This is a genomic window from Paenibacillus sp. FSL K6-2393, from assembly GCF_038002545.1.
GTDB lineage: Bacteria > Bacillota > Bacilli > Paenibacillales > Paenibacillaceae > Paenibacillus.
Map to the genome: position 1 here is coordinate 5,060,582 of NZ_JBBOCU010000001.1, position 25,370 is coordinate 5,085,951.

The following is a 25,370-nucleotide window of genomic DNA, read 5'->3' on the forward strand; positions in this document are numbered from 1 at the left end:
TAAAGCTCTAAGTTTACTTGAATATCTTAAAGTGCATGTTCTAGAAGTTAATGCTTACTTCTTGATCCAGTGCATCATCTCACGCAATTGTCCGCCAACCACTTCGATTGGGTGTTCTGCTTCGTTACGACGAGTTGCTGTCAAGAATGCACGTCCGGATTGGTTTTCCAGGATGAAGTCGCGTGCGAATTTACCTTGTTGGATATCCGTCAGCACTTCTTTCATTGCTTTCTTCGTATCTTCAGTTACAACGCGAGGTCCAGTTACGTAGTCACCGTACTCAGCTGTGTTACTGATGGAATCACGCATGCTTGCAAGTCCACCTTCATACATCATGTCAACGATCAGCTTCAGTTCGTGCAGACATTCGAAATATGCCATTTCAGGAGCGTAACCTGCTTCTGTCAATGTTTCGAATCCAGCTTTTACCAATGCACTCACGCCACCACACAGGACAGCTTGCTCACCGAACAAATCTGTTTCTGTTTCTTCACGGAAGGAAGTTTCGATAACCCCTGCGCGTGTACAACCGATACCTTTAGCATAAGCCAAACCGATTTCTTTAGCTTTACCCGTTGCATCTTGCTCAATCGCGATCAGGCCCGGTACACCAAAACCTTCCACATAAGTACGACGTACCATGTGACCAGGGGACTTAGGAGCTACCAGCAATACATCGCTGTTTTTTGGAGCAACGATTTGACCGAAATGAACGTTGAAACCGTGTGAGAAGAGCAAGGCAGCGCCTTCTTTCAGGTTTGGTTCGATTTCGTTTTTGTATACAGAAGCTTGAGTTTCGTCTGGCAGCAAGATTTGAACTACATCTGCGCGGCTTGTTGCTTCAGCCGGGGACAGAACTTCAAATCCGTCATTTTTTGCAGTGTCGAAGGATTTACCTTCACGAAGTCCGATGACTACGTTCAATCCGCTATCACGAAGGTTTTGAGCTTGGGCGTGGCCCTGGCTACCATAACCGATTACCGCGATCGTTTTTCCTTTCAATACGTTAAGCTCTGCATCCTGTTCATAATAAGTAGTTACTGGCATGTTTATAAGTCCTCCTTTGTATTGTAAAGAACCCTTCATTAATGAGCGGGTGTCTCAAGGGACCGACTCGCTTGGAGTGTCAAAAGCATCTCTGGTCTGATCCGATCCGTTCAGACACCCGTCCATTAATGCGGGAATGTAGCTATATTTTCAAGCGTTACATCACTAAAATGTTAAATTACAACTGTTAAGGGACTGACACTCACATAAGATCAACTGTATATGTTAGCTAACCGTCGTCCCTACTTCATTCATTATAGCTTTATACGTTGCCGCGTACCAATGCAGTTATGCCTGTACGGGACAATTCGCGAATGCCATATGGCTTGAGCAATTCAATCATAGCATCAATTTTGTCCGTATCTCCGACTACCTGCACAATCAGGCTGCCTGGACCAACATCTACAACAGATGCGCGGAATGTTTCTACCACACCCAGAATCTCAGGACGCTCGGAAGGCTCTGCTTTCACTTTGATCAGGGCAAGTTCACGGGCGACCATCGGTTTCAGGCTGAAATCAACCACTTTAATGACATCGATGATTTTGTACAATTGTTTCTCAATCTGCTCCAGCGTTTTATCGTCACCAATGGTGACAATAACCATCCGGGAGAGTCCAGGTTCTTCCGATTGACCTACTGTAATACTCTCAATGTTAAATCCGCGTCGACCGAACAACCCTGATACCCGCTGAAGGACGCCAGGCTGATCGTTTACCAGTATCGAGATCGTATGTCTTATCATTCGTCAGCATCCCCCATCAGCATTTGATCAATTGTCGCTCCTTGCGGAACCATTGGATATACATTTTCTTCCTTGCGTACTACGAATTCAACAACGACCGGTCCTGGTGTATCCAAGGCTTCCTGCCAAGCACGCTGGGCTTCTTCCTTATTGGTTGCACGCAAACCTTTTACGCCATAAGCTTCAGCCAGTTTTACAAAATCCGGACTGCCTGCCAGATCAATATGGCTGTAACGGTTCTCATAGATGATCTCTTGCCATTGGCGAACCATTCCGAGTACCTGATTGTTAATGATCACAATTTTTACCGGTATATTGTTAATGGCACAGATCGCAAGTTCTTGGGAACACATCTGCATTCCGCCGTCACCGTTAATGGAGATAACTAGTCTGTCCGGATTGGCCATCTGAGCACCTATGGCAGAAGGGAATCCAAAGCCCATCGTTCCGAGACCACCCGAAGTTACCCATGAACGCGGTTGATTAAATTTATAATATTGTGCTGCCCACATCTGATGTTGTCCCACATCCGTAGTTACAATTGCTTCACCTTTGGTTGTATCATTCAGCATTTCAACAACCCACTGGGGTTTCAGCACTTCGTCTGAATCCGTATAGCTGTAAGGTTTCTCTTGTTTCCACTGTTTGATCTGGTCTCTCCATGCATCTGCACGCTCTGCACGTCCAACTTCTTTGTTGGCTATTTCCAGTACCGTCTTCACATCACCAACGATTGGAATATCGGTTGCAATGTTTTTACCAATCTCAGCCGGATCAATATCGATATGAACGATCTTGGCATGTGGAGCGAATCCATCCAGCTTGCCTGTTACCCGATCATCGAATCGAGCGCCGATATTAATCAGCAGGTCTGCTTTTTGAATAGCCTGATTGGAAGTGTACGTTCCGTGCATACCTGGCATACCCGTCCATAATTCATGACCGCTTGGGAAAGCGCCTAGACCAAGGAGAGTAGTCGTAATTGGAATGCCTGTCTTCTCAACAAACTCGAACAGTTCTTCATGTCCTCCCGAGTATACCACACCGCCACCAGCCAGAATCATTGGACGTTCTGCTTCCTGAATGGCTTGGGCCAAACGGTCAACCTGCAGTTTGTTTGGTACTGTCCGTGGATTGTACCCTCTCAATATAACAGGTTCAGTTGTCGGTTCAAACAATGTTTTGTTCGCTGATACATCTTTTGGAATGTCGATCAGTACAGGACCTTTACGACCGGTATTGGCAATATGGAATGCCTCATGAATTACGCTGGACAGATCTTTTACATCTTTCACCAGGTAACTATGTTTAGTGATTGGCATTGTAATCCCGGTAATATCCGCTTCCTGGAAAGCATCTGAACCGATCAGGCTTGAAATAACATTCCCCGTAATGACTACGAGTGGTACTGAATCCATATACGCTGTTGCAATACCCGTAACCAGATTTGTTGCTCCTGGTCCGGAAGTAGCGATGCAGACACCAACTTTGCCGCTTGCACGTGCATATCCGTCAGCTGCATGTATTGCACCTTGTTCGTGACGAGTGAGAACGTGTTTGAAATCCTCGAAACCATACATCGCATCGTAAATGTACAACACTGCGCCGCCCGGGTAACCAAATACGCACTCGACACCTTCAAGTAACAAACTTCTCAGCAGAATTTCGGATCCGCTAATGACCTCCGGCTTCATCCATTTTTCACGTAATTCATCTGTTGACCGTACTTCTGGAATTTGAGCTCCCATCAGTCATCCTCCTCTCGAAATTTACACCATTCTGACATTTAAAGTTACAAAAAAAACCTTCCATCCCTGCAAACAAGTTCATGCTTGCGAGGGACGAAAGGTTATCGCTTCCGTGGTACCACCCAACTTTGCCCGAAATTTCGCAATAACGGACCTTACCAGGTACAACAAAACGAATAGCTCAAACGAACATAGTCGTTTCCCATACCTGTTGTCTGTAACGCAGACATACGATTTTCCCTAATACGCGAAAGGAGTGACATCCAGTGCTTTTCAGGAAAACAGCTCCGAGGTGAGCTCGTATATAAGGGATAATGGTGGTGGTTTCAGCAATTCCAGCCACTCTCTGAGCAAAAGAGCCCTTAAAACTTCGTCCTCTTCATAGCCGATGAAATATTCTCGTTAAATGTTAGGAACATTATATGATTCCTCCAACCGATAAGTCAATACCTGTTTTGCATAAAAATTCAGAGAACCTTCCTTCATCCCTCTTCAGCCTATAAGGTTGCCCTAATCCCAGCGCTTCATTCAGTCACCTTTTATCTTGCTTCGGGCATAGGATATACGAGCAGCACGACTGGTCCTGAAAGGAGGCTCCGCATGGTGATTCGGCAACGCACATCCAAGCTGGATGATGGCGCCATCATGAAGTTGATTGACACTCAACTTGTTCCTTTATCCCATATGAGCGAAAAGGAAATTAATAAAATCCGCAAAGAAATACCCCTGCGAATGAACAGGGGCATGACCTTTGTTGTCTCGCCGGAGCCAGACAAAGCTGCTGTGGCATTCATCCATTTTCTCATGCATGGGGAATTGCTCTATGTCGATATGATGGCCGTTAGTCCGAAAGAACAACGCAAACGTTACGGGCAAACTTTGTTGCTCAAAGCAGAGAGCTTTGCGGCATCTCGGGGTTGTCGAAGATCTAAAGTGATGGTGGATGAGGGCAATACCAAAGGGCTTCAGTTTTATCAAAAAAATGGATACAGCGCGATTCGATACATCATGATAAGCCGCTGCTACGAATTGGAAAAAACATTGTAGAATATCCTAGAAAAATCCTGGTGGGCGTGGACCTGGACCATAAGGGCCGAATCCAGGACCAGGTCCATATCCGCCACCAGGTCCTCCAGGTCCATATCCCGGTCCGTAGCCAGGACCATATCCAGGGCCTGGTTTTGGTCCAGGTCCATATCCGGGACCGAAGCCGGGACCACCTCCATAAGCATAAGGCAGTGTGGCAATAGCGAGCAGATCAAACAATACCAGTGGCAGAATCGCTTTTGTACGTACTTTTTTGCCATTCAAACGCTTGAGTACCAGTTTGTTGCCCGATACTTTCAACAGCTTTCCCGTAACCCGAGTGCCGTCTTTTTTGATTGCAACAATATTTTTGCCTATTAATTTCATCGCTTCATCACGCGTAACTTGTTGTTTCATACTTTCCCCTCCTCCTCGGATCGTTCAAAACAGTGTATTCGTCCATCACTGAATTCGCCTGTTTCTTTGTCCCTACCTGAAAATATGGGTATCTGCATGAGAACCAAAACAAACGTGAAAAAGTGGATTGGTGACGCTCAAGAAAACAAAAAAAGGCCCGCACAAGGCGGACCCTTTTATCAAGCTTTTGGATAGTAAATTGACATATTGCAAGTTTACCTTTTACCCGGGTCATACGCTTCACCGAGTGCAGACGGAGCCGAAGAACGTCCAACCGCTGCAACGAGAACGATGATGGTAAGCAGGTAAGGCAACATAAAAATAATTTCCTGGGGAATACTTTGTGACCATTCAAACAACTGTACATAGTTTCGGATCGCTTGTGAGAATCCAAAGAAGACAGCCGCACCAAAGGCACCAATCGGATTCCACTTACCAAAGATCATAGCTGCAATGGCAATATAACCTTGGCCGGAAACTGTATTGTGTGAGAATGTACCCGTAGTTGTCAACGTAATCGCAGCTCCACCAATGGCCGCAAGCGCACCACTGATCATAACGCCAATATAGCGATAACGAAGCACTTTAACACCAACCGTATCAGCCGCACTTGGATGTTCACCTACAGAACGAAGGCGCAGACCAAATGGCGTTTTGAACATAATGTAATACGTCAGGAATACGAACAGAATGGCCAGATATGTCGTTGGATATACGTTCTTGAAAAAGGCTTCTCCAAGCAAAGGAATGTCTTTCAAGAATGGCACATCAAACTTGCTGAAGCCTTGAACCAACGGTGAATCACCAGAACCTTCAAACAACAGTTTAACCAAGTACAACGTACTTCCTGCTGCCAAAAAGTTAATGACGATACCACTGATAATCTGGTCTGCCTTAAATGTGATAGACGCAACGGCATGAATCAGCGATACCAGTACGCCCAATACAATCGCAAGCAAAACCCCCATCCAGGCCGAAGTCGTTCCACCCATGCCCGCTTCTTGAGCATAATGCGCCCCGATTCCAGCTGCAAAGGCACCAAAGACCATAAAACCTTCAAGTCCAAGGTTTGTTACACCTGATTTTTCCGAGAAGATTCCGCCGAGTGATGCAAAAATCAATGCCGTAGCAAAGACAAGCGTCGTATTGATAATTTGCCCAATTGTCAACAAGTCCATCTACAACACCTTCTCTTTCTTACGCTTCGAATAGAACGGTTTGAGTATCCAGCGCACGATGCCTTGTGCCGCAATAAAGAAGATAATCGAACCGATCACAATCCGAATAATCTCAGGCGGAACATCCGCAGCAAAACTCATACCTGCAGATCCGTACGTGAGGGTACCAAACAACACTGCACCCAACAACACCCCAAACGGATGATTCAAACCAATTAGCGCAACAGCTATTCCGTCAAAGCCTGTACCTGGTGAACCCGACATTACGGTCTGGTAATGGAACACACCAAGAACCTGGAAGGCACCACCAAGACCGGCAAGCATACCACTGATAAACATCGCTTTTACGATATTCCGGTTAACATGCATACCTGCATATTCAGCCGCATTAGGGTTGTAGCCTACCGCGCGGATTTCAAAACCTTGTTTTGTTTTCCACATATAGATATAAAAGAGCACAGCCATCACAAGGGCAATCAACGTCCCCATGTGTACACGGGAGTTGCCCATCAGTTCAGATAACCATGTGAGACTAATCGAAGCCGATTCGCTGATATCCACGGAGCGATTCTCGCCCTTCAACAGCAAGAATTGGCGTACGATAAGGTTGGCCAGATACAGACCAATCCAGTTCAACATGATACTACTGATAACTTCATTTACCCCACGTGCCGCTTTCAGATAACCAGCAATAGCTGCCCAGAGACCACCAAACAGTGCACCAGCAATCAAAGCCAGTGGCGCATGAAGGTAGATCGGCAAACCTGCAAATTTAACACCAACAAATGTCGCAGCTGTCATTCCGACGAGAAATTGACCTTCTCCCCCGATGTTAAACAGCCCTGCACGTGATGCAAATGCAAATGCAAGTCCAGTCATAATTAATGGTGTCATTTCCCGTACTGCTTCACCAAAGTTGTACATGTCTCCAAATACCTTGGTGAACAATGCACCATAGGCTTCGATTGGATTGTAGCCACCAATCAGCATGACAACTCCACCGAGAATAAGACCCATAATAATAGCTACTACAGGCAAAATAAATGAATCTCGCGTAAACCATTTCAATACGTTATTCATGCGCAGTACCTCTCTTTTGAGTGCTGCCCGCCATCATCAAGCCGAGCTCCCTATCATTGGTTTCTTCCGGCAGCACCTCGCCAACGATCTGGCCTTCATAGATGACAGCAATTCGGTCAGATACATTGATAATCTCATCAAGCTCAAATGAAATCAGCAGAACAGCCTTACCTTGATCACGCTGTGCAATCAGTTGCTTTTGCACGAACTCAATAGCCCCTACGTCCAAACCACGCGTTGGCTGTGCAGCGATAAGCAGTTCAGGGTTTTTATCTACCTCACGGGCGATAATGGCCTTTTGCTGGTTTCCTCCGGACAAGGAACGAGCTTTGGTCTCGATGCTTGGTGTACGCACGTCAAATGCCTCAACAAGCCGCTTAGCCTGCTTTTTGATCGCATCGAAGTTAAGGAACCCTTTACGTGTGTATGGTGCTTTATAATACGATTCCAGAACGATATTTTCACTCACTGAAAAATCAAGTACAAGTCCGTGTTTATGTCGATCTTCCGGAATGTGGGCTACACCCGACTCCGAGATATGGCGCGGAGAATGATTGGACAGCTCCTTACCCTCCAAAAGAATCGAACCGCTCTCGACTTTACGAAGTCCGGTAAGGGCTTCAATCAGTTCACTTTGACCGTTACCATCCACACCTGCGATTCCGACAATCTCTCCTGCACGTACGTTCAGGTTAAGTTGGTTCAGAACCGAAATACCTTCTTTATTCTTGGCCGTTAATTTACTGACTTCGAGCACATTAGCTCCAGGTGTAGCCGGTTTTTTGTCCACTTTGAATGTGACATTCCGCCCCACCATTTTTTCTGCCAGCTCATTCGGATTGGTTTCCGATGTTTTAACCGAATCAATTACTTTACCCCGACGAATAATGGTTACCGTATCGGAGATTTCCATAATCTCTTTCAGTTTGTGTGTGATCAAAATAATGGACTTTCCTTCAGCAGCAAGCTTCTTCATGATGATTATCAATTCTTTAATCTCTTGAGGAGTCAATACGGCTGTAGGCTCGTCAAAAATCAAAATATCTGCACCACGATACAATGTTTTAACGATCTCAACACGCTGCTGCATTCCGACAGAGATATCATGAATCTTGGCATGAGGATTCACTTTCAGTCCATACTGTTCAGACAGACGCTGAACTTCAGCGGCTGCTTTTTTATAATTAATATTGAGACCCTTCGTTGGTTCAGATCCCAAAATAATGTTCTCTGTTACCGTGAACGGCTGTACAAGCTTAAAGTGCTGATGCACCATGCCGATGCCAAGATCGATCGCTCGGTTAGGACTGTCGATGATGACAGGCTTGCCATTCACTTCAATGGAACCTTCATCTGGCTGATAGAGACCAAAAACAATATTCATCAACGTTGACTTACCAGCGCCGTTTTCGCCCAGTAGCGCATGGATCTCGCCTTTACGAAGCTGAAGGCTGATGGCGTCGTTGGCAACAATGCCTGGGAAACGCTTCGTAATTTGTTTTAACTCAACGACGGGGGTTGCTGCACCCATGTAATCACCCTTATAACTGATATAGTGTGGTTCCGCAAACGTAAAAAAAAACGTCTATCGACGTACTTTCAAAGAAGACAGACCGCGCTTAGCTGAAGTTTTTCTTGCGATAATCGAATGGTTCAGCTCAATAAGAACATGTACATTCTATTATCTTAAGAAAAGCTCCTACCGGAGCGTTGGTGCACAGTGACCTTGTACAATTGTTATGATGACTTGATCAAATGTTCCTGTTTTTGCAATCATAAGGCCGGTCAAGACCGGCCCCAATGATTATTCTTTTGCAACGAAGATCAAATTACTCTGTAGGAACTTTGATTTCGCCGCTGATGATTTTTTCTTTGTACTCGTCCACTTTTGCAAGTGTATCAGCAGAAACATTTTTCGTGGAAGTATCAGCGACACCTACACCGTTGTCTTTCAAAGTCAGATTCTCAGCTCCGCCTTTGAAGGTACCATCGATGATTTCTTGGTTTACGCGCTTAACAGCTTCGTCAACTTTTTTGATCATTGAAGTCAAAGTGATCTCATCACCAAACTCAAGAGATTGGTCTTTGTCAACACCGATAACCCATACATCTTGACCTTGTTTCTTGCGAGCACTTGCTTCGATAAACACACCGTTACCTGTTGCGCCAGAAGCGTGGAAGATAATATCTACGCCTTCATTGTAAAGTGTTGCTGCTGCTGCTTTACCCAAGTCAGGTTTATCAAATGCACCTGTGTAGTTAGAAATGAATTTAGCGTCAGGGTTAACTGCTTTAACACCTTCTCTGAATCCAACTTCAAACTTTTTGATCAGTGGGCTTTCCATGCCGCCAACAAAACCAATTTTGTTCGTTTTTGTTGTCAGACCAGCAACAACACCAACCAAGAAAGATCCTTCTTCTTCAGCAAAAGTTACGGATTTAACATTAGGAGAATCCACTACGCTGTCAATGATCGCGAGTTTAGCATCCGGGTTTTGGTCAGCAACCGTTTTGATTGCATCAGCCAATTGGAAACCTATACCCCAAGTCAGATCATATCCACCTTTAACGAATTCGTTCAAGTTAGGAATGTATTCTTCATCGGATTTACTTTGCAGGTATTTAACAGCAGTACCTGTTTCTGTTTCAGTCGCTTGCAGAGCTTCCCAAGCGGATTGGTTAAAGGATTTGTCATTAACTCCACCTACGTCAGTAACCATACCGATTTTGAGATCGGATTTCGCTTCAGTGGAAGTGCCACCTGTATCTCCTCCGGCATTTGTTTCTTCTTTCGGTTTGCTACCGCAACCTGCGAGCATAACCGATACCGCCAGCAACATTACCAAAGACAAGCTGAGCATCTTTTTCATTTCTCTTTTTCCCCCTTAATGATATATCCCTCATTCCAATCCAGCCTACAATTGAACGGTTAACAGATAGCAGGAATGACTTTTATGCAGAATGTATGGTTTCTTCGACATTAAAAGCGCATTCTCACCCTTGTAGCATCCTATCATCTGTCGAAAAACCGAACATTATGACATGGAGAGAAAGATCTAGGACTAGCCTACTAGAGGTGATTATACAATCAACCAGTGTTAAAATCCAGATGTTTCATCACCAAATATCACATATTTTTGTTCTTTTTTTATTGAAAACGCTTAATAATTTAGCGTTTTAACACACTAACGTTACAACGATGTGATGTTATATAACAAAAACATATCGCGAACTTTAGTGATAAGTGGGATTTACCTGTTTTTTTTGTATTATTTCACCGTTCGTATTTTATGTATTCCCATGGGCCTTTATTCACCAGTTATCTGGTTTCATTGTTCCCTTCCAGACTTCAGCCTATTCGCTCTATTCATTCAGAGATTCATCTTCGAATTTCTTCCAAGCCGTAAAAAAAGCCGCCATATAGGTACGGCGGCTTGTATCATACAATTTAAGCGTTGATTTTGCCTTTAGCTACAGTAGCCAAAGAGTTGAACGCATTGATGTCGTTAACGGCCAGATCAGCCAACATTTTGCGGTTCATGTCTACTCCAGCAAGTTTCAGTCCATGGATCAGTTTGTTGTAAGACAAACCATTCATACGTGCTGCAGCATTGATACGAACGATCCACAGTCTGCGGAAGTTACGTTTCGTGTTGCGACGGTCACGGTATGCGTATACCAGGGATTTCATTACTTGCTCGTTAGCTGTTTTAAAAATACGGTGTTTGGAACCGAAATAACCTCTTGCCAGTTTCAAAACCTTTTTATGACGACGACGTACTACAAAACCGCCTTTTACTCTTGCCATATTAAAGAACCTCCCAAATAAATATAAATGTATCCGTGGTATGTGTACGGCCGTAGCCGATCCCCCATACGGAATGTACTAATTAGAATTAGCCTTTCAAGTTAGCCAAACCTTGTTTCAAACGTCTAACATCCCCGGCAGCCATAACTGGGTTACCGTTCAGAACGCGCTTAGCACGTTTGGATTTGTGGGAAAGCAAGTGGTTTTTGTGAGCTTTGTAACGAAGGACCTTACCGGAACCGGTAATTTTGAAGCGTCCTTTCAAACTGCTGTGTGTTTTCATTTTAGGCATTTTGTGTTTCCTCCTCCAATGTTATCAGGCTTTAGGAGCCAAGATCATGATCATACTGCGGCCTTCCAATTTTGGTTGACGTTCAACAGTACAAAGTTCTGCAACTTCTACCTTAACGCGCTCCAAAATCCGTTGACCAATCGCGGCATGTGCAATTTCACGTCCGCGATAACGAACAGAACATTTCACCTTGTCGCCTTCGTTCAAAAACTTAACTACATTACGAAGCTTCGTTTGATAATCGTGCTCCTCAATATTGGAACGGAACCATACTTCTTTAATATCAACAATTTTCTGGTTCTTACGGGCTTCTTTATCTTTCTTTTGTTGCTCATAGCGGAATTTGCCATAGTCCATAATACGACACACCGGCGGTTTAGCCTGTGGTGCCACATTGACCAGATCCAAATTCAGGTCAATCGCCATTTGCAGTGCTTCGCGAATGGGCGTAATCCCAATTTGTTCTCCTTCAGCTCCGACAAGGCGTACTTCCTTCGCCCGAATCTCATCATTAATCATGTGATCTTTACTAATAATCGTCCACCTCCAGGTCATTTTGAATATCCAGTTAAACAAAAATAAAAGGGATGCCGGTCAAGCTACCGACATCCCTGTAATCAACACAATTCTTCATGAGTATACACTTCATAAATTATTGGGATCGTTGACCAGCCAACATGTTTGTTGATCAGGTGAGAAGTCGGACTTCTGCTTGTGATTCCATTTCTATTCGTTTTAAGGCACTTGAATACTATATCACCCATAAAACACATTGTCAACATTCTTCACAACTTTTTTCGTGAATTACACATTTGTGATATCAGATGTCGACAAAGTCTCATGTGCATGTTCCTTACCCTTGTTTGCTCTGTACCTCATCCAACCGTACAACACGTGTATGTTGAGTGTGGCTCCACTGTTTGTTGTTCTGCGTAAAGAAAGCGTAGAACGTAATCGGGTACCAAGACAGCAGGTAGATCGGGAACAAAATCAGATATAGATAAACTTTGGCAAAGGTAACCTTCTCCAGCGCCATGGACAGTAGGAACGTCAGAATGTTCAAGCCAATAGCCACGAACCCAACCCATAACGGGAAGTATCCATAAATATTAGCAATGTGCGGACCGCTGAATATAGCCATGTCTACCCACATCACAGCCGTCATCAGGAACGTAAGCAATACCACATAGACATTGGCTCCATAGATAGCAAGGTCAAATTTCACCAGGCTTCTTTCCTTAATGGACTGCCAGAGCAGCGGGAAGAAGTATCTACGTGCAACTGTAAAGTGACCTTGCATCCAGCGCAGACGTTGTCTCGCTGAAGCTTTAAATGTCAATGGCTTCTCATCAAATACTTTGGCGTCATAGTTGAAAACAGGATACACATTACGTTGCACACTGCGCATCGTAAACTCCAGATCTTCAACCAGACTTGTTGCACCCCAACCAATTTCCTTCAACAGGTTGGTCTCGAAGCACATTCCGGTTCCTCCGAGGAAATTCGCCATATTCAAGTTATGACGAGACAACTGCCACAGACGGTTGATGTACCAGTAAGATACACCGTAAGCTGCAGTAATCCAGGAATCCTCCGGATTTTTCGTATCAATGTATCCTTGGATAACACGCGAACCATTGTTCAAGTCATCATTCATCTCAAGCAAGAAGTTACGGTCAACCAGGTTATCCGCGTCAAACATAACAACTGCGTCATACTGACGCGGCAATTTCCACAGGTACTTAAGCATCCATTCGATGGCATACCCTTTACCTCTTAAATCGGCATTGGTACGTACACATGCGTTTAATCCATGCTCTCTGACAATTTGAGCCGTTCCATCCGTACAGTTGTCACAGATGACAAACACATCGTACAGATCTTCCGGATAATCAAGTTGTTTCAAGTTCTCCATCAAGGCACCAATGACTTGTTCCTCATTGTGTGCTGCGACGAGTACAGCGAATGATTTTGTCGCCGGATAATGTTTCTTTTTCTTTTTCTTAATCAGACCGAACAGCGAAAACGTGAATTGGTACACGGCTAGCAGTGCCAGAATGACCTGCATCGTGACGAATATAGCGTCCAACATCGTTCTCTGTTACCCCCTTTTTTTCAAAACCCAGTTTACTCAAGCATTTCTCTTCCTGATTCTGCAATTTATTTTTTTTTGATCTGCAGAATATGACCCTGTTCTTTTGTGTACTACGTGAATATATCAGGCAATGTTTCAAAGCTTGGTTGCTATCAGTTGGCTGCTTTATCGATTCTGTATCCTTTTCAGTCATTTGTCAAAACCCCAATTCCACTTTCTGAAGCAGAAATGTGATCTTTAAACGCTGAATAGACACTTCGTGATACCACAACCTCGCATTCATGCCTGTTATATCTTATTTTCAGCCGTTTACTTGATTTTTATTTCTAAAGTCCCTGCTTTTTTCATCAGCATGTTATTCTTCGTCAGAGGCTCTATAACAAATAACGCAAACAGACCTCAAAAAGTTTGAAACAGAACTCACATTTTTTTACCTCATTTCAGCCATGTTGAATCATTGTATCTTTTTTGGCTGACCCAAGTCAAAAAGTTAAGATGGGTATATATCCACTCTTTAACATGAATTTAACGTTCTTTACATGGGTTCTTCTTGAAAAGGACAACATTTAAAAATATGATAAACATATACCTGAAATAACCTCAAGTTCATGAAAAACGGTTATATACTAATCAGGACGAAACCGGATGCAGAAAATCACCGGAAATAATGCCGCCATTACGGGCGGCCTGACTGGCAGGAGGCCAATATGAGCCGTTTATTCTTAAAGTTTCAAGATTATGATCGAAATGTTTTTATGTGGATCAACGGCCGACTTCATAATCGTTTTATGAATTTTTGGCTGTATTATTTCACCCATCTGGGTGGAGCAACTTCTTCTATTGCAATATCACTGTTAATCTGGCTGCTTGCTCCAGCTCCTTGGAGCACAACAGGACTCCAGGCATGTATCGCTCTTGCGGTCAGCCACATCCCTGTAGCCATCGCGAAAAAATTGTATCCCCGCATTCGACCTTATCTGGCATTGCCGGATACAATTACGTTCCGTAATCCCCTGACGGATCACTCGTTTCCTTCAGGGCACACAACTGCCATTTTTTCGGTCACGGTTCCCTTTATGACCACTGATCCGATCTTATTGCTAATATTGTTGCCTGTGGCCCTTATTGTCGGATTCTCTCGAATTTATCTGGGATTACACTATCCTTCCGATGTTCTGGCGGGTGCCACAATAGGTACTTTAGTCGCACTTGCAACAGTTGCATTCTGGTCTTAAAGCCGATATGTTAGACTCAGAAAAACCTAGCAGGAACAGGTGAAGCAAGCGTGGAGAAAAAAAGAGTATTACTATTATCTGAAGGCTTTGGTACGGGTCATACTCAAGCCGCTTATGCACTGTCCAGCAATTTGCGAAAGCTCTCGCCAGACGTGCAGACAAAAGTGCTTGAACTGGGAAGTTTCTTAAATCCCAAGGTTGCACCTCTGATTATAACAGCATACAAAAAAACGGTTACCAACCAACCCAAACTTGTCGGATACGTATACAGACACCAATATAAAAAATCATTGAACAGGCTGACAACACTGGCGCTTCATAAACTGTTCTATACACATACACGCAGCGTTGTGCGCCAGTTACGTCCCGATGCGATCGTCTGTACACATCCGATTCCAAGTGCTGTCATATCCAGACTGAAACGTCTGGGTGTACAGGTTCCCCTATGCACAGTCATCACCGACTATGATGCACATGGGACGTGGATTAACCGTGAAGTAGACCTTTATCTGGTTTCTTCAGATGAGGTTAAGTCCAAACTAATGCTACGCGGCGTACCTACAGACAACATTCGAGTCACGGGCATTCCGGTGCATCCAAATTTCTGGGAGCATCCCGGGCGAGAAGAGATTCGAAGCAGATTCAACCTCAAGAACATGCCTACTGTACTGGTGATGGGTGGCGGCTGGGGAATGCTCAGCGACAAGCTGGTCCATCCGCTGCTGACACGCTGGCATGAAGATATTCAGATCATTTTTTGTCTGGGTCGCAATGATAAAGCACGGATCAGCATGGAACAGAACCCCATGTATCGCAAAGAAAACATTCATATTATGGGGTACACCAACGAAGTAGACAAATTGATGGAAGTATCCGACCTGCTGATCACCAAACCTGGGGGAATGACATGCAGCGAAGGTTTGGCCAAAGGAATTCCAATGTTGTTCCACAACCCTATACCTGGTCAGGAAGAAGAAAACGTCCATTATTTTACGGCAAGAGGGTTGGGAGAACCCATAACTTCGCTCGACGTAGTGGTAAAATGGATGAACAAGCTGTTGCATCACTACCCGGATGTTGTACGTAAACGCAAACGTCATCTGGCGGAAATCGCCAAGGTTCATCCGATGCAGAGCGCTCAAAGTATTATCGATCTGCTGGAGGACGTCCGTCCTTCATCCGCAGAAGAGGCCCGTTTATGAATTTATCCAAATAAGGTGCTGCTTCCCGCATTCATCGTCAATCATGCCTCTAACCAACGGCTTCAAACAAGCCTGCAACCACATTGAAAAGGTGCCTTCGGATTTGAAGGCACCTTTTCTTTATGAAGGAAAGTACAAACTATTGAATGCCTGTTGACTTCAAGTACTCCTGCCACTGCTTGGTGTATTCTGCCTGAATTTTTTCCAATCCTGCTTGTTTAGCCTTCTCCATAAATGTGTTCAATCCAGCTTCTACGTCTGCCACCAAACCTACATTAAGCGGATACAAATATTGCTTTTCCACTTGCTCCAATGCAGCCTTCTCGGCTTGGTACGGAGTCCAATCTTCAGCAAATCCTGTAAAGATATCCGGCTTTTTGATTTTGTCTAGATCTTCAAACATGGTCAGGACATCATCAAAGGTTTTATCATAGAGCATGAATTCCGGATTACGCCAAGCCCAGCCATTCATGCCCTCACGTGGGAAGCCGTTTGTTTGTGCATCTCCCACCATTTTGTAGTATCCATTATCTACCTCAAAGTTTTTACCTTCAACGCCGTATTCAGTCAACCAGTTATATCGTTTGTCTGTAACCAGTTTCTCATAAAATGCCAAGGCTTTTTCCGGGTTTTTACTGCTACGCGGAATCGCAAATCCGTTGTGGATCGGGTGAACCGGTTGTGCAAACCCTTTTGCATTTGGGTAAGGGAAATAAGCCAGTTTCCAATCTGGATGCGTAGACTGCACCTTGATTACATCTGCATTAAATTTGTTAGGGTTTTCCCCGGACAGAACAACAGCTGCTTTTCCATTTTGCAACAACGAGTTGGATGTATCTTTTACATTCAGTACGTTTTTCGGGAAAAATCCTTTGTCCATCCAACGTTTGTATGTTTTCAGGTCTTCCAGGTGTTGCGCGGATCCCCAGTAGGACGTCACGCTTGATGGTGTGTCATACATAATATCCAGTCCATATGGAAGTTGACCTGCTGTATTAACCAGCTTGGATGTCAATTGACGAATACCATGGGTATGGTTGGCATTGCTATCCGCAATCGGAATCATATTGGGTTCGTTGGCTTTGATGCCCTCCAGATACGCTTCGAGCGTCTCCAAGGATTCCGGTTTTGGAAGATTGTACTTCTCGCGCAAGTCCTCGCGGTACGCAATTCCCTCGGTTACATACTCAATCCAAGTTGATGGAACAGTATAGATTTTGTCATTGATTTTGACAGCATTCCACATGTCATCAGGTACATGTGCTTTCAGTGCTGGCGCTGCTGTAGGCAGCATTTCATCCAGTGGCAGGAACGCGCCCTTCTTGGCATAGGACTGGTAGAATGTCCAATCCGCTGTGAAGATCAGATCGATCGGCTGTCCGGAAGACAGCAGCAGTTTATATTTTTGATCCCAGTCGGTCCATGAGGTGTAGTTGAATTTCACATTGACGTTCAGATCAGCCTCAGCCAACTTATTGATCTCGGATTCAATAACAGGCAGATCTTTTGGAGCATCCCCAAGCATGTAAAATTGAAGCGTGACTTTCTCGCCTTTGTTCCCGGATGTTCCTCCCTGCCCGCTTCCTTGCGTCGATCCCCCCGAACCGTTATTACATGCGGCAAGCACCCCGGCGAACAACATCAGGGCAAGTACCAGAGACAGGTGCCGAATTGTTTTGTTACGCATACGCATCCTCCCTTTTTGTGGTGAACCTTTATATGTTAGCGCAGACTCGCCATGTTTCAGACCGGAAATGATGTCAATGGCCTGACACCCACAGCGTGTTCACGTTCTAACCTTTCACTGCACCAATGGTGAGTCCTTTGACAAAATAACGTTGTACAAACGGATATAGAAACAAAATCGGTCCCGTTACAACGATCGCCATTGCCATCTTGGTTGATTCGGTAGGCACATCCTGACTGAGCGTGATCCCTGTGCCAATCGCCATCTGGTCAATGAATGTAATCGTGTTCATCGTGTTGTAGAGATAAAATTGCAGTTGGTACATATCCGGGTTGTTAATGAAGAGGGATGAGGTAAACCAGTCATTCCAGTAACCGAGTGCCAGGAACAGACCTACGGTGGCGATACCAGGCATCGCCAGTTTCAACACAATGCTGAAATAGATGCGAAAGTCATTCGCTCCATCAATTTTGGCGGACTCAATCAATTCATCCGGCACTGCCGAGCGAATGAAGTTTTTCATCAGGATAATGAGGAATGGCGTCATCAACCCCGGAAAAATAAGCACGGTGTACGTATCTGTGAGATTGAAGTAGTTCGCCAGCATAATGTACCAAGGCACAAGTCCCCCACCAAACAGGGTTGTGAAGTAGATAAAAAACGAGAACGTGTTCCGATATTTAAAATCCTTACGCTGGAGCACAAATCCGGCCATCGTGATGAGGAACAGCCCTAGCGTAGTCCCCACCACCGTTGTAAAAACCGTTACCCCATAAGCCTTAAGTACCTGAGTCGGGAATTTGAACACCATTTTGTAACCTTCCAGGGAAAAGTCCGTTGGAAAGAGGTGATAACCATCCCTCACAATGGACTCGTTGCTGCTGAATGAACCGGATAGAATCAGCAGAAAAGGTAGCAAGCACATGATTGATAAAATGATGATGAAGCTGTAGGAAATCAGTTGAAACATAAAAGTGAATTCCGAATCTCTGAGACGAGTATTCGTACGCGTGTGAGTATTCATTGGCGTGTTCATGATCGTTCTCCCTCCTGCCCTGCGGGCGTTCTAGAACAAGGCGTAGTCCTCATTTACTTTGCGGATAATATAGTTGACAGTCATGATCAAAATGAATCCGAATAACGACTGATACAAACCAGCTGCCGTTGCCATCCCGATATCAAACGTTACTTTCAGTGAACGATACACATACGTATCAATAATATCTGTAGCGTTGTACAGCACCCCGTTGTTACCTATCAGTTGATAGAACAGATCAAACTGCCCCTTCATAATGCTGCCGAGCGAGAACAACAACAATATGACAAAGGTTGGCTTCAGCATCGGTACCGTAATGTACCAGATCCGCTGAAATATATTGGCCCCGTCGATTCGGGCAGCTTCATAATACTCGTCACTGATACCCGTTATGGCGGCCAGATAAATGACCATGCTGTATCCAAGATTTTTCCACAGATAAAAGATGATGATCAGGAACACCCAGATCCAGGGTGTGTTATAAATGTCGACCGGGCCTGCCTCAAAACGTTTGAGCACCGTGTTCACAAAACCCGACTCGTAGTTAAACATGTTGTAAGCGATTACACTTAATAGTACAAATGAGATGAAATACGGCAAGAACATGACGGATTGCGTGATTTTTTTGAATAACCTGCCCCGGATTTCGCTAAGCATGATCGCACAGAAGATCGCCAGACCGTTTCCTAATATAATGAAGGCGAGATTGTAACCCACGGTATTGGTTGTGAGCTTCAACAGCATTCCGGATTGCCATAGGAACTTAAAGTTCTCCAGACCGACAAATGGACTACCAAATAATCCGCCTTCAAAATCATACCGGGTGAACGCATAATAGATGCCGACCATCGGAAAATACGAGTTAATGAGAAAAAAGATCAGCGTGGGCAACAGCATCAGAAACATGATTTTGTTTTTGTTCAATTCTTTGAGCATGGCTCGATCCCTCCCGAATTTCTTGCGGTGCTGCGTGGTGGAGCTCTCTTTTTATTGTAGATGCTCTCTTCACTCACGAATACTGAAGCTTCCCATCAGAAAATGAACGATTCTGCGAAATGAACTATGAACAAAATGAACGAACCATGAAATGAACAGACATCCACACACATCCGTTCACAAATGTTGATATCGTGCATAGGCTACACCTAGTGAACAATCCAGCGAAAGTTGAACTTTATGTAGAGAAACAGGCAAAATGGCCTGTCCAGCATTGATGTAAACGCATACATAATATATAATTCAAGTTACTCTTGCTCTTCTGCTCATCCATATATGAAGCCTCACTTATGTATATGAAATTCTATGCTGCTCACCCAAAACAGGAGGTTCGAGGGGGAAGAAGAATGCGTAAACGTTCAGAGGACAGTCAGAAGGTCTTCACACGGATTCTGATCGGCATTATTATCAGTACCGTCGCTACCTTACTTGTGGCTTCTACTATTTTGTACGTCAACTATAATCGGATTGCTCTTCGCCAGGTGTATCGTACAGATATGAACAGTCTTACACAAACCAGCCGTGAAGTGGCGAAAATGACCGAGACTGCGAAATCATTGTCATATCAGATCTATCAGGACTACACCATCTCTTCATTACTGCTTTATTCCAAACCAAATATCTATGAGATCACATCGGCGATGGAGCAGCTAGACAACTACCGTATGTCCCTTCCCTTTATCGAATCCATCTATGTATATAACTCCAAAAGTAATGAATTCTTCATCAGTTCCAACGTGCGCAATGGGCAGCAGTCCATCTCGGAGATCGATGATCAGGGGATTACAAGCATCCTCCAACGCTTCCATGACTATAAACCTTTTGTGCCCATCCCGCGTACATATCAGGTCGGGTCTACCGAAGCAACAGAGGTTAACAGCTACACCTATCTCTGTTATGACACGATTAATGATAACGCGAAGCTAAACTATGCTGTCATCGTTAATATCAAGGATGATTGGCTCAGTCCGAATATGAATGCTGTGGATCAACCAGGCAAAACCTTTATCGTGAATGAGAATGGAGACCTTTTATCTGACTTTGGCGACCGTGCATTGATGAAAAATCTCTCCAGCGAAGCTTTTATGAAGCCAATTATGCAGGATACGGAGCAGTCAGCTTACTTTACCGAGAAGGTCGACGGAGAAAAATCTCTCATCACCTATACCGCTCCCGATGACTTGGGTTGGCGTTATGTGAGAATAACACCTTATGATCTGATTACCTCAGATATACGGAGTATGCGCACACATACCGTTCTGTTTTGTGTTGGACTTCTCTTGGCAGGGTTACTGCTCTCTTACCTTGTGTCCCGAAAACTATATCACCCTATTGATAAGGTGCTTGTTCGTTTACGTGTGATGGAAGCAGAGCGACGTGGCAGTCTTCACTTGTTGCGGCAGGATTTTCTGCGGGGGGCGCTGCAGGGCCGTGAAACAGTAACTGGAGGTATGCTGGAAGAACGGATGAAGTTCTACGGCTCCTCCATTGATGTTCACCGTGCATCCAGACTGGTATTGCTGCGTATTGACCATTTTACCGAATTCTGCGAAACGTACCGTGATGAGACCCAGCTTGTAAAATACGCCATGATGAACATATGCACTGAGACAGCCGATCTCCACTACAACGCAGAAGCTGTGGACATGGGCGGTGATCTGATCACACTCATCTTCAATGAAAAAGCGGAAAGCCATGAACTTGAGCAACCTGCTCATAACCGGATCGAAGAGCTGCTACGAATGATGCAGGCAGCTGTAATGACCCATCTGAGATGCTCCATCTCCTGTACGATCGGCACGGAAGAAGATTCATTGGAAGACAGTATTGCATCCTACACCAGATCAGCCGAAGCCTCACTGCATCGTTTGTTCATGGGACCAGGCTGTCTGATCTATACCGCTGACATCATGGCTTATCACGCCAAGGAGTACGCATTTCCAGCAGGTAAGGAAAGACAACTTGTCGATCACTTAATGACAGGTAAGACACGAGAAGCAAAACAAGTCTATGCAGATATCGTCGGCGAAACAGCTGCATATCCGTTTACCGTCTTCCAGCTAGCCTTATCCCATCTGACGATGACACTGAACCATGTACGAAATACCCTCAAGAAGAATAATCAACTCACGCTTGATTCAGTCTCGGATGGTCTAATGCTGCCTGTCAAAGACGCGGAAGACATCAGTGAAGTACATGAACACTTCTATCGGATGTTTGATGAGCTTGGTTCCAAAGTTGAGGAGAAACGTACACTTAAGCACGAAGAGTTGATTCGTAAAATCAATGGCATTATTGAACGGGACTATGCGGACCCCAATCTATGTCTAACTTCTATCGCAGATGAGTTGGGCATGTCGCCCATTTATGTAAGCAGGCTCTACAAACAGCTCACCCTGAAAGGGCTCACGGACGTGATTAACGAAACCCGCATAGCCAAGGCTCAGCATCTGCTGGTGGAGACAGAAAACTCCGTTGCCGATATTGCCGAGAGAACCGGATTCTCCAACAGTTCATATTTCTATCGCATGTTCAAAAAGTTCAACGGTGTTACACCAAACGATTATCGCCGCAAAGAGTTTCATTCAGAGAACTTTTGAAATCAAATCAGACTTGAGTTTATGGAGTATTGCACATCGATTGTTAATGCAAAAAAAAGAGCGACCTATGAGAATGAATCATTCACCTCATGTGTCGCTCTTCTGTAATGAGTTTAAGTTAAATTTCGATTTATTCCTGTTCCTGATCTTCGCCGGACTCATCAGAAGCTTCACGAACTTTATACTTGTCCAGTCGTGTCTGCTGATACTCACGCAGGGCCTCTTCGCCCACGATCACTTCAACCCGGTGAATGTTCATACCTTTACCCATGAATTTCTGCTCGTACTCCGTCATCACATGTTCTTCATTCAAACCATCACGATGCAGATTCAAAGAAATATTGGTCATTTGCAGGCCGAAGTCGGCAATGGCATTGAGCGAGAAATCAAACAGCGTCTCCGAATCGGTTTTGAAATGAATCTGACCTTTGGGATTAAGCAATTCCGTGTATTTCTTCAGGAAGCGCGGGTGCGTCAACCGACGACGTGCATGCTTTGCTTTTGGCCAAGGGTCACTGAAGTTCAAATAAATGCGCTCCAGTTCTTCCGGTTCAAAAACTTCTTCGATCTGTTCGATATTTGCCAGCGCAAGCTTCAGGTTAGGGGGTGTCTCCACATCAGCCTGACTCCACGCATTACGAGCTTTCTCACTGGCACGACGCACCAGTTCATCATACATATCAATACCGATGAAATTAAATTCCGGATATTTAAAACTCATTTGGCTGATAAATTGACCTTTACCCATACCAAATTCCACGAAGATCGGGTGATCATTGCCAAACAGTTCAGACCATTTTCCTTTATGTTGCTTGGGGTCCAGTACAACAAGATCAACTTGTTGCTCCAGATTTTCTCTTATCCCTTTTCTGCCACGTAAACGCATTTTATTCCTCCGTTTGTCCCATACTTGTCTCAGACTTATTTTGCCGAAGAACTGGCAAATTGTAAAGAGCAATGAAAAGGGAATCTTCGGATCTGCCACTTTGGGCAAATCTCAAAGATTCCCTCTTCGATTTATTTGGAATTGGGGTCCAACTACTTTAGTAGTTCATAGTCTACCTTATCTTGGTGTGAAAAATCAAATGTCTTTTCGAAAGCATCGCGAACTTTTTGTCTTGCAGCCGCTTTCACTTTCGGATTTCCATTAAAACGAACACCTGTTAAAGCCAGTGCTTCTTCTGCTGTCAATTCAACAGACACATGATTCAATTCATTGTTTTTAACTTGGGAATTCATTCATATCACCTCACGGTATAGTATGGTCCATGACGTCAATCTTGATTCAAATGCTATGATGAATAATACCCACTAGATGGTGTCTGACGCTGATTTAAATATAACATAAGGTGTAAACTATAGCAAGGAGAAAACCTTGATTTTACGGCCTATTTTTGCGTTTCGATTCCCTTTTTTTTTAGTTTTTTGATACAATGATAAAAGTTCATGAAGACATCTATAATCGCTATCAATCGTCTATGACGGAAATCGCATAGCGCTTCTTCTTTTGTTCACGTATGATTACTGTAATTCGACAGCCAAAGGAGTACCCTGAAGATGAATGCACCTGCATTACAGTCCCCTCTGTTGTGGGGAGATAAACGATTCCATACTTGGAATTATGAGATGCGCGATCAATTTAACAATAAGGTTTTCAAAGTGATGCTGGATGCTGGATTCACCTGTCCCAACCGTGACGGTTCCATTGCCAAAGGTGGTTGCACCTTCTGCAGTGCGCGTGGATCAGGCGATTTTGCTGGCAGCAGACGTGAAGATCTGGTCACCCAATTCAATACAATTCGAGATAAACAGCACCTCAAGTGGCCTACAGCCCATTATATTGGCTACTTCCAAGCCTATACGAATACGTATGCTCCGGTTGAGGAGCTGCGCGAATATTTTGAAGAAATTCTTGAGCAACCCGGTGTTGTTGGTTTATCCATCGCCACTCGCCCGGACTGTTTGCCAGATGACGTTGTTGATTATTTGGCTGAACTGAACGAGCGCACCTACCTGTGGGTTGAGATGGGGCTTCAAACCATCCATGATTCCACATCAACATTGATCAATCGCGCGCACGACACGAAGTGTTACGAAGAAGCCGTTGAGAAACTGCGCAAACGGAATATACGTGTGTGCACACATATCATATATGGTCTGCCTCAAGAGACACATGAGATGATGCTGGACACTGGACGGGCAGTTGCCAATATGGATGTACAGGGAATCAAGATTCACCTGCTGCATCTGATGCGCAAAACGCCGATGGTGAAGCAATACGAAGCTGGTCTTTTACGTTTTCTGGATCAGGACGAGTATATCAAACTAATCGTAGATACACTGGAGATGCTTCCACCGGAAATGATCGTACACCGCCTTACAGGCGACGCACCGCGTGATCTGTTGATTGGACCGATGTGGTCCATGAACAAATGGGAAGTGTTGAACTCCATTGATCGTGAGCTGCGAGAGCGGGATTCATGGCAAGGTAAGTATTGGAGGCGAGCATAGATGGGCTTTCTTTCGGTTCTCAGCTGTGCACATCAGTGGATTGCTTCCCGTCTGCAGCCAGGTGATTTAGCCATAGATGCAACGGTTGGTACAGGAGCAGACACACTATTTTTGGCACAACAAGTAGGCAGGCGTGGTCAAGTCATTGGATTCGATATTCAAAGTGAAGCCCTCATGCTGGCACAGGCCCGGATTCGAAAACAAAACGACGAAGCCAAGCTTGGCTCCATCTCCATGCTTCAACTAAGCCATGATCGAATGGCAGAAGCCGTGCCTGAGTCATGGCTTGGTGCGGTTGGTGCAGTTATGTTCAATCTGGGGTACCTGCCTTCAGAAAGTGCAGATTCCTCCATCATCACCGAGACAGACAGCACGATCGCTGCACTTGAGGCTGCACTCGCTTTATTACGCCCTCGCGGAATTATTACGGTTGTGCTCTACCCCGGTCATGACGGAGGGGAACAGGAAGCAGCAGCCGTATTGGAATGGTCTTCTGCCCTTCCGGTGGAACAGGCACAGGTTGTGATGTATCGCCAATTGCAGCGAGAAACTTCTCCTTTTCTGATCGGAATCGAGAAAAAATAATTTCCTTTGTTCACCAAATACAATAAACTAGACACAATCGCAAGGCGAGCTTTTAACGGCTTTTTCTTACTGCGATCTGTGT

At 44.6% G+C, this 25,370-nt stretch carries 23 protein-coding genes; 6 read left to right on the forward strand and 17 right to left on the reverse strand.

Going from position 1 to position 25,370, the window contains the following annotated elements; all coding sequences use genetic code 11:
* Positions 1–54: 54 nt before the first annotated feature.
* From ilvC to ilvB, 3 genes are all read right to left on the reverse strand, one after another.
* The gene (gene ilvC, locus MHI14_RS22270; protein WP_062833429.1) at positions 55–1,047 is read right to left on the reverse strand and encodes a ketol-acid reductoisomerase; all 993 of its coding nucleotides are present in this window, start codon (positions 1,045–1,047) and stop codon (positions 55–57) included.
* A gap of 262 nt (positions 1,048–1,309) precedes the next feature.
* Positions 1,310–1,792 carry an acetolactate synthase small subunit gene (gene ilvN, locus MHI14_RS22275; protein ID WP_024628317.1) on the reverse strand — a complete coding sequence of 161 codons (483 nt, stop codon included), beginning with the start codon at positions 1,790–1,792 and terminating at the stop codon, positions 1,310–1,312.
* Positions 1,789–3,540 carry a biosynthetic-type acetolactate synthase large subunit gene (gene ilvB, locus MHI14_RS22280; protein WP_091032851.1) on the reverse strand — a complete coding sequence of 584 codons (1,752 nt, stop codon included), beginning with the start codon at positions 3,538–3,540 and terminating at the stop codon, positions 1,789–1,791. Before ilvB ends, ilvN begins: the two co-directional genes overlap by 4 nt.
* 603 nt (positions 3,541–4,143) lie before the next feature.
* Here ilvB and MHI14_RS22285 point away from each other — a divergent pair.
* Complete coding sequence (locus tag MHI14_RS22285) at positions 4,144–4,587, forward strand: GNAT family N-acetyltransferase (RefSeq protein ID WP_237176231.1); 444 nt, start codon at positions 4,144–4,146, stop codon at positions 4,585–4,587.
* Between the two features lie 6 nt (positions 4,588–4,593).
* Here the strand turns inward: MHI14_RS22285 and MHI14_RS22290 are convergent, their stop codons facing one another.
* The 9 genes from MHI14_RS22290 to MHI14_RS22330 form a co-directional block, all read right to left on the reverse strand.
* A complete protein-coding gene (locus MHI14_RS22290) occupies positions 4,594–4,983 on the reverse strand; it encodes a hypothetical protein (RefSeq protein WP_047842246.1) in 390 nt (129 codons plus the stop codon).
* A 215-nt stretch (positions 4,984–5,198) separates the two neighbouring features.
* The gene (locus MHI14_RS22295; RefSeq protein ID WP_062833426.1) at positions 5,199–6,161 is read right to left on the reverse strand and encodes an ABC transporter permease; all 963 of its coding nucleotides are present in this window, start codon (positions 6,159–6,161) and stop codon (positions 5,199–5,201) included.
* Complete coding sequence (locus tag MHI14_RS22300) at positions 6,162–7,241, reverse strand: ABC transporter permease (protein WP_091032853.1); 1,080 nt, start codon at positions 7,239–7,241, stop codon at positions 6,162–6,164.
* On the reverse strand, positions 7,234–8,772 hold the full coding sequence (locus MHI14_RS22305; RefSeq protein ID WP_091032855.1) for an ABC transporter ATP-binding protein: 1,539 nt from the start codon (positions 8,770–8,772) through the stop codon (positions 7,234–7,236). Before MHI14_RS22305 ends, MHI14_RS22300 begins: the two co-directional genes overlap by 8 nt.
* A gap of 298 nt (positions 8,773–9,070) precedes the next feature.
* Positions 9,071–10,111, reverse strand: a complete 1,041-nt coding sequence (locus MHI14_RS22310) for a BMP family lipoprotein (RefSeq protein WP_091032858.1) — start codon at positions 10,109–10,111, stop codon at positions 9,071–9,073.
* Between the two features lie 578 nt (positions 10,112–10,689).
* Positions 10,690–11,049: a 50S ribosomal protein L20 gene (gene rplT / locus MHI14_RS22315; protein ID WP_017689664.1), complete on the reverse strand. Its 360-nt coding sequence runs from the start codon at positions 11,047–11,049 to the stop codon at positions 10,690–10,692.
* A gap of 88 nt (positions 11,050–11,137) precedes the next feature.
* A complete protein-coding gene (rpmI, locus tag MHI14_RS22320) occupies positions 11,138–11,341 on the reverse strand; it encodes a 50S ribosomal protein L35 (RefSeq protein WP_017689665.1) in 204 nt (67 codons plus the stop codon).
* A 24-nt stretch (positions 11,342–11,365) separates the two neighbouring features.
* A complete protein-coding gene (gene infC, locus MHI14_RS22325; protein ID WP_017689666.1) occupies positions 11,366–11,860 on the reverse strand; it encodes a translation initiation factor IF-3 in 495 nt (164 codons plus the stop codon).
* Positions 11,861–12,194: 334 nt separating this feature from the next.
* Positions 12,195–13,433: a glycosyltransferase family 2 protein gene (locus tag MHI14_RS22330; RefSeq protein WP_036610177.1), complete on the reverse strand. Its 1,239-nt coding sequence runs from the start codon at positions 13,431–13,433 to the stop codon at positions 12,195–12,197.
* Between the two features lie 710 nt (positions 13,434–14,143).
* Between MHI14_RS22330 and MHI14_RS22335 the strand changes: the two genes are divergently transcribed.
* Together MHI14_RS22335 and MHI14_RS22340 are read left to right on the forward strand one after the other, a co-directional pair.
* Complete coding sequence (locus MHI14_RS22335; RefSeq protein WP_017689668.1) at positions 14,144–14,671, forward strand: phosphatase PAP2 family protein; 528 nt, start codon at positions 14,144–14,146, stop codon at positions 14,669–14,671.
* 50 nt (positions 14,672–14,721) lie between these two features.
* Positions 14,722–15,873 carry an MGDG synthase family glycosyltransferase gene (locus MHI14_RS22340; RefSeq protein ID WP_091032863.1) on the forward strand — a complete coding sequence of 384 codons (1,152 nt, stop codon included), beginning with the start codon at positions 14,722–14,724 and terminating at the stop codon, positions 15,871–15,873.
* A gap of 139 nt (positions 15,874–16,012) precedes the next feature.
* Here the strand turns inward: MHI14_RS22340 and MHI14_RS22345 are convergent, their stop codons facing one another.
* From MHI14_RS22345 to MHI14_RS22355, 3 genes are all read right to left on the reverse strand, one after another.
* The gene (locus tag MHI14_RS22345; protein ID WP_371129048.1) at positions 16,013–17,566 is read right to left on the reverse strand and encodes an ABC transporter substrate-binding protein; all 1,554 of its coding nucleotides are present in this window, start codon (positions 17,564–17,566) and stop codon (positions 16,013–16,015) included.
* 100 nt (positions 17,567–17,666) lie between these two features.
* Positions 17,667–18,530, reverse strand: coding sequence for a carbohydrate ABC transporter permease (locus MHI14_RS22350; RefSeq protein ID WP_370511436.1), 864 nt, complete (start codon positions 18,528–18,530; stop codon positions 17,667–17,669).
* A 96-nt stretch (positions 18,531–18,626) separates the two neighbouring features.
* A complete protein-coding gene (locus MHI14_RS22355) occupies positions 18,627–19,532 on the reverse strand; it encodes an ABC transporter permease (RefSeq protein ID WP_017689672.1) in 906 nt (301 codons plus the stop codon).
* 407 nt (positions 19,533–19,939) lie between these two features.
* Between MHI14_RS22355 and MHI14_RS22360 the strand changes: the two genes are divergently transcribed.
* Positions 19,940–22,192 (forward strand): AraC family transcriptional regulator, encoded by a 2,253-nt coding sequence (locus MHI14_RS22360; RefSeq protein WP_341131212.1) that lies wholly within the window; start codon positions 19,940–19,942, stop codon positions 22,190–22,192.
* A 130-nt stretch (positions 22,193–22,322) separates the two neighbouring features.
* On the opposite strand, the gene trmB is transcribed toward MHI14_RS22360, so the two are convergent.
* Both trmB and MHI14_RS22370 read right to left on the reverse strand, forming a co-directional pair.
* Positions 22,323–23,078: a tRNA (guanosine(46)-N7)-methyltransferase TrmB gene (gene trmB / locus MHI14_RS22365; protein WP_091032872.1), complete on the reverse strand. Its 756-nt coding sequence runs from the start codon at positions 23,076–23,078 to the stop codon at positions 22,323–22,325.
* A gap of 152 nt (positions 23,079–23,230) precedes the next feature.
* The gene (locus MHI14_RS22370) at positions 23,231–23,431 is read right to left on the reverse strand and encodes a hypothetical protein (RefSeq protein WP_036610190.1); all 201 of its coding nucleotides are present in this window, start codon (positions 23,429–23,431) and stop codon (positions 23,231–23,233) included.
* Positions 23,432–23,749: 318 nt separating this feature from the next.
* On the opposite strand from MHI14_RS22370, the gene MHI14_RS22375 reads away from it, so the two are divergent.
* Positions 23,750–24,703, forward strand: a complete 954-nt coding sequence (locus tag MHI14_RS22375) for a TIGR01212 family radical SAM protein (protein WP_036610193.1) — start codon at positions 23,750–23,752, stop codon at positions 24,701–24,703.
* A complete protein-coding gene (locus MHI14_RS22380) occupies positions 24,704–25,288 on the forward strand; it encodes a class I SAM-dependent methyltransferase (protein ID WP_341131213.1) in 585 nt (194 codons plus the stop codon).
* Positions 25,289–25,370 lie beyond the last annotated feature (82 nt).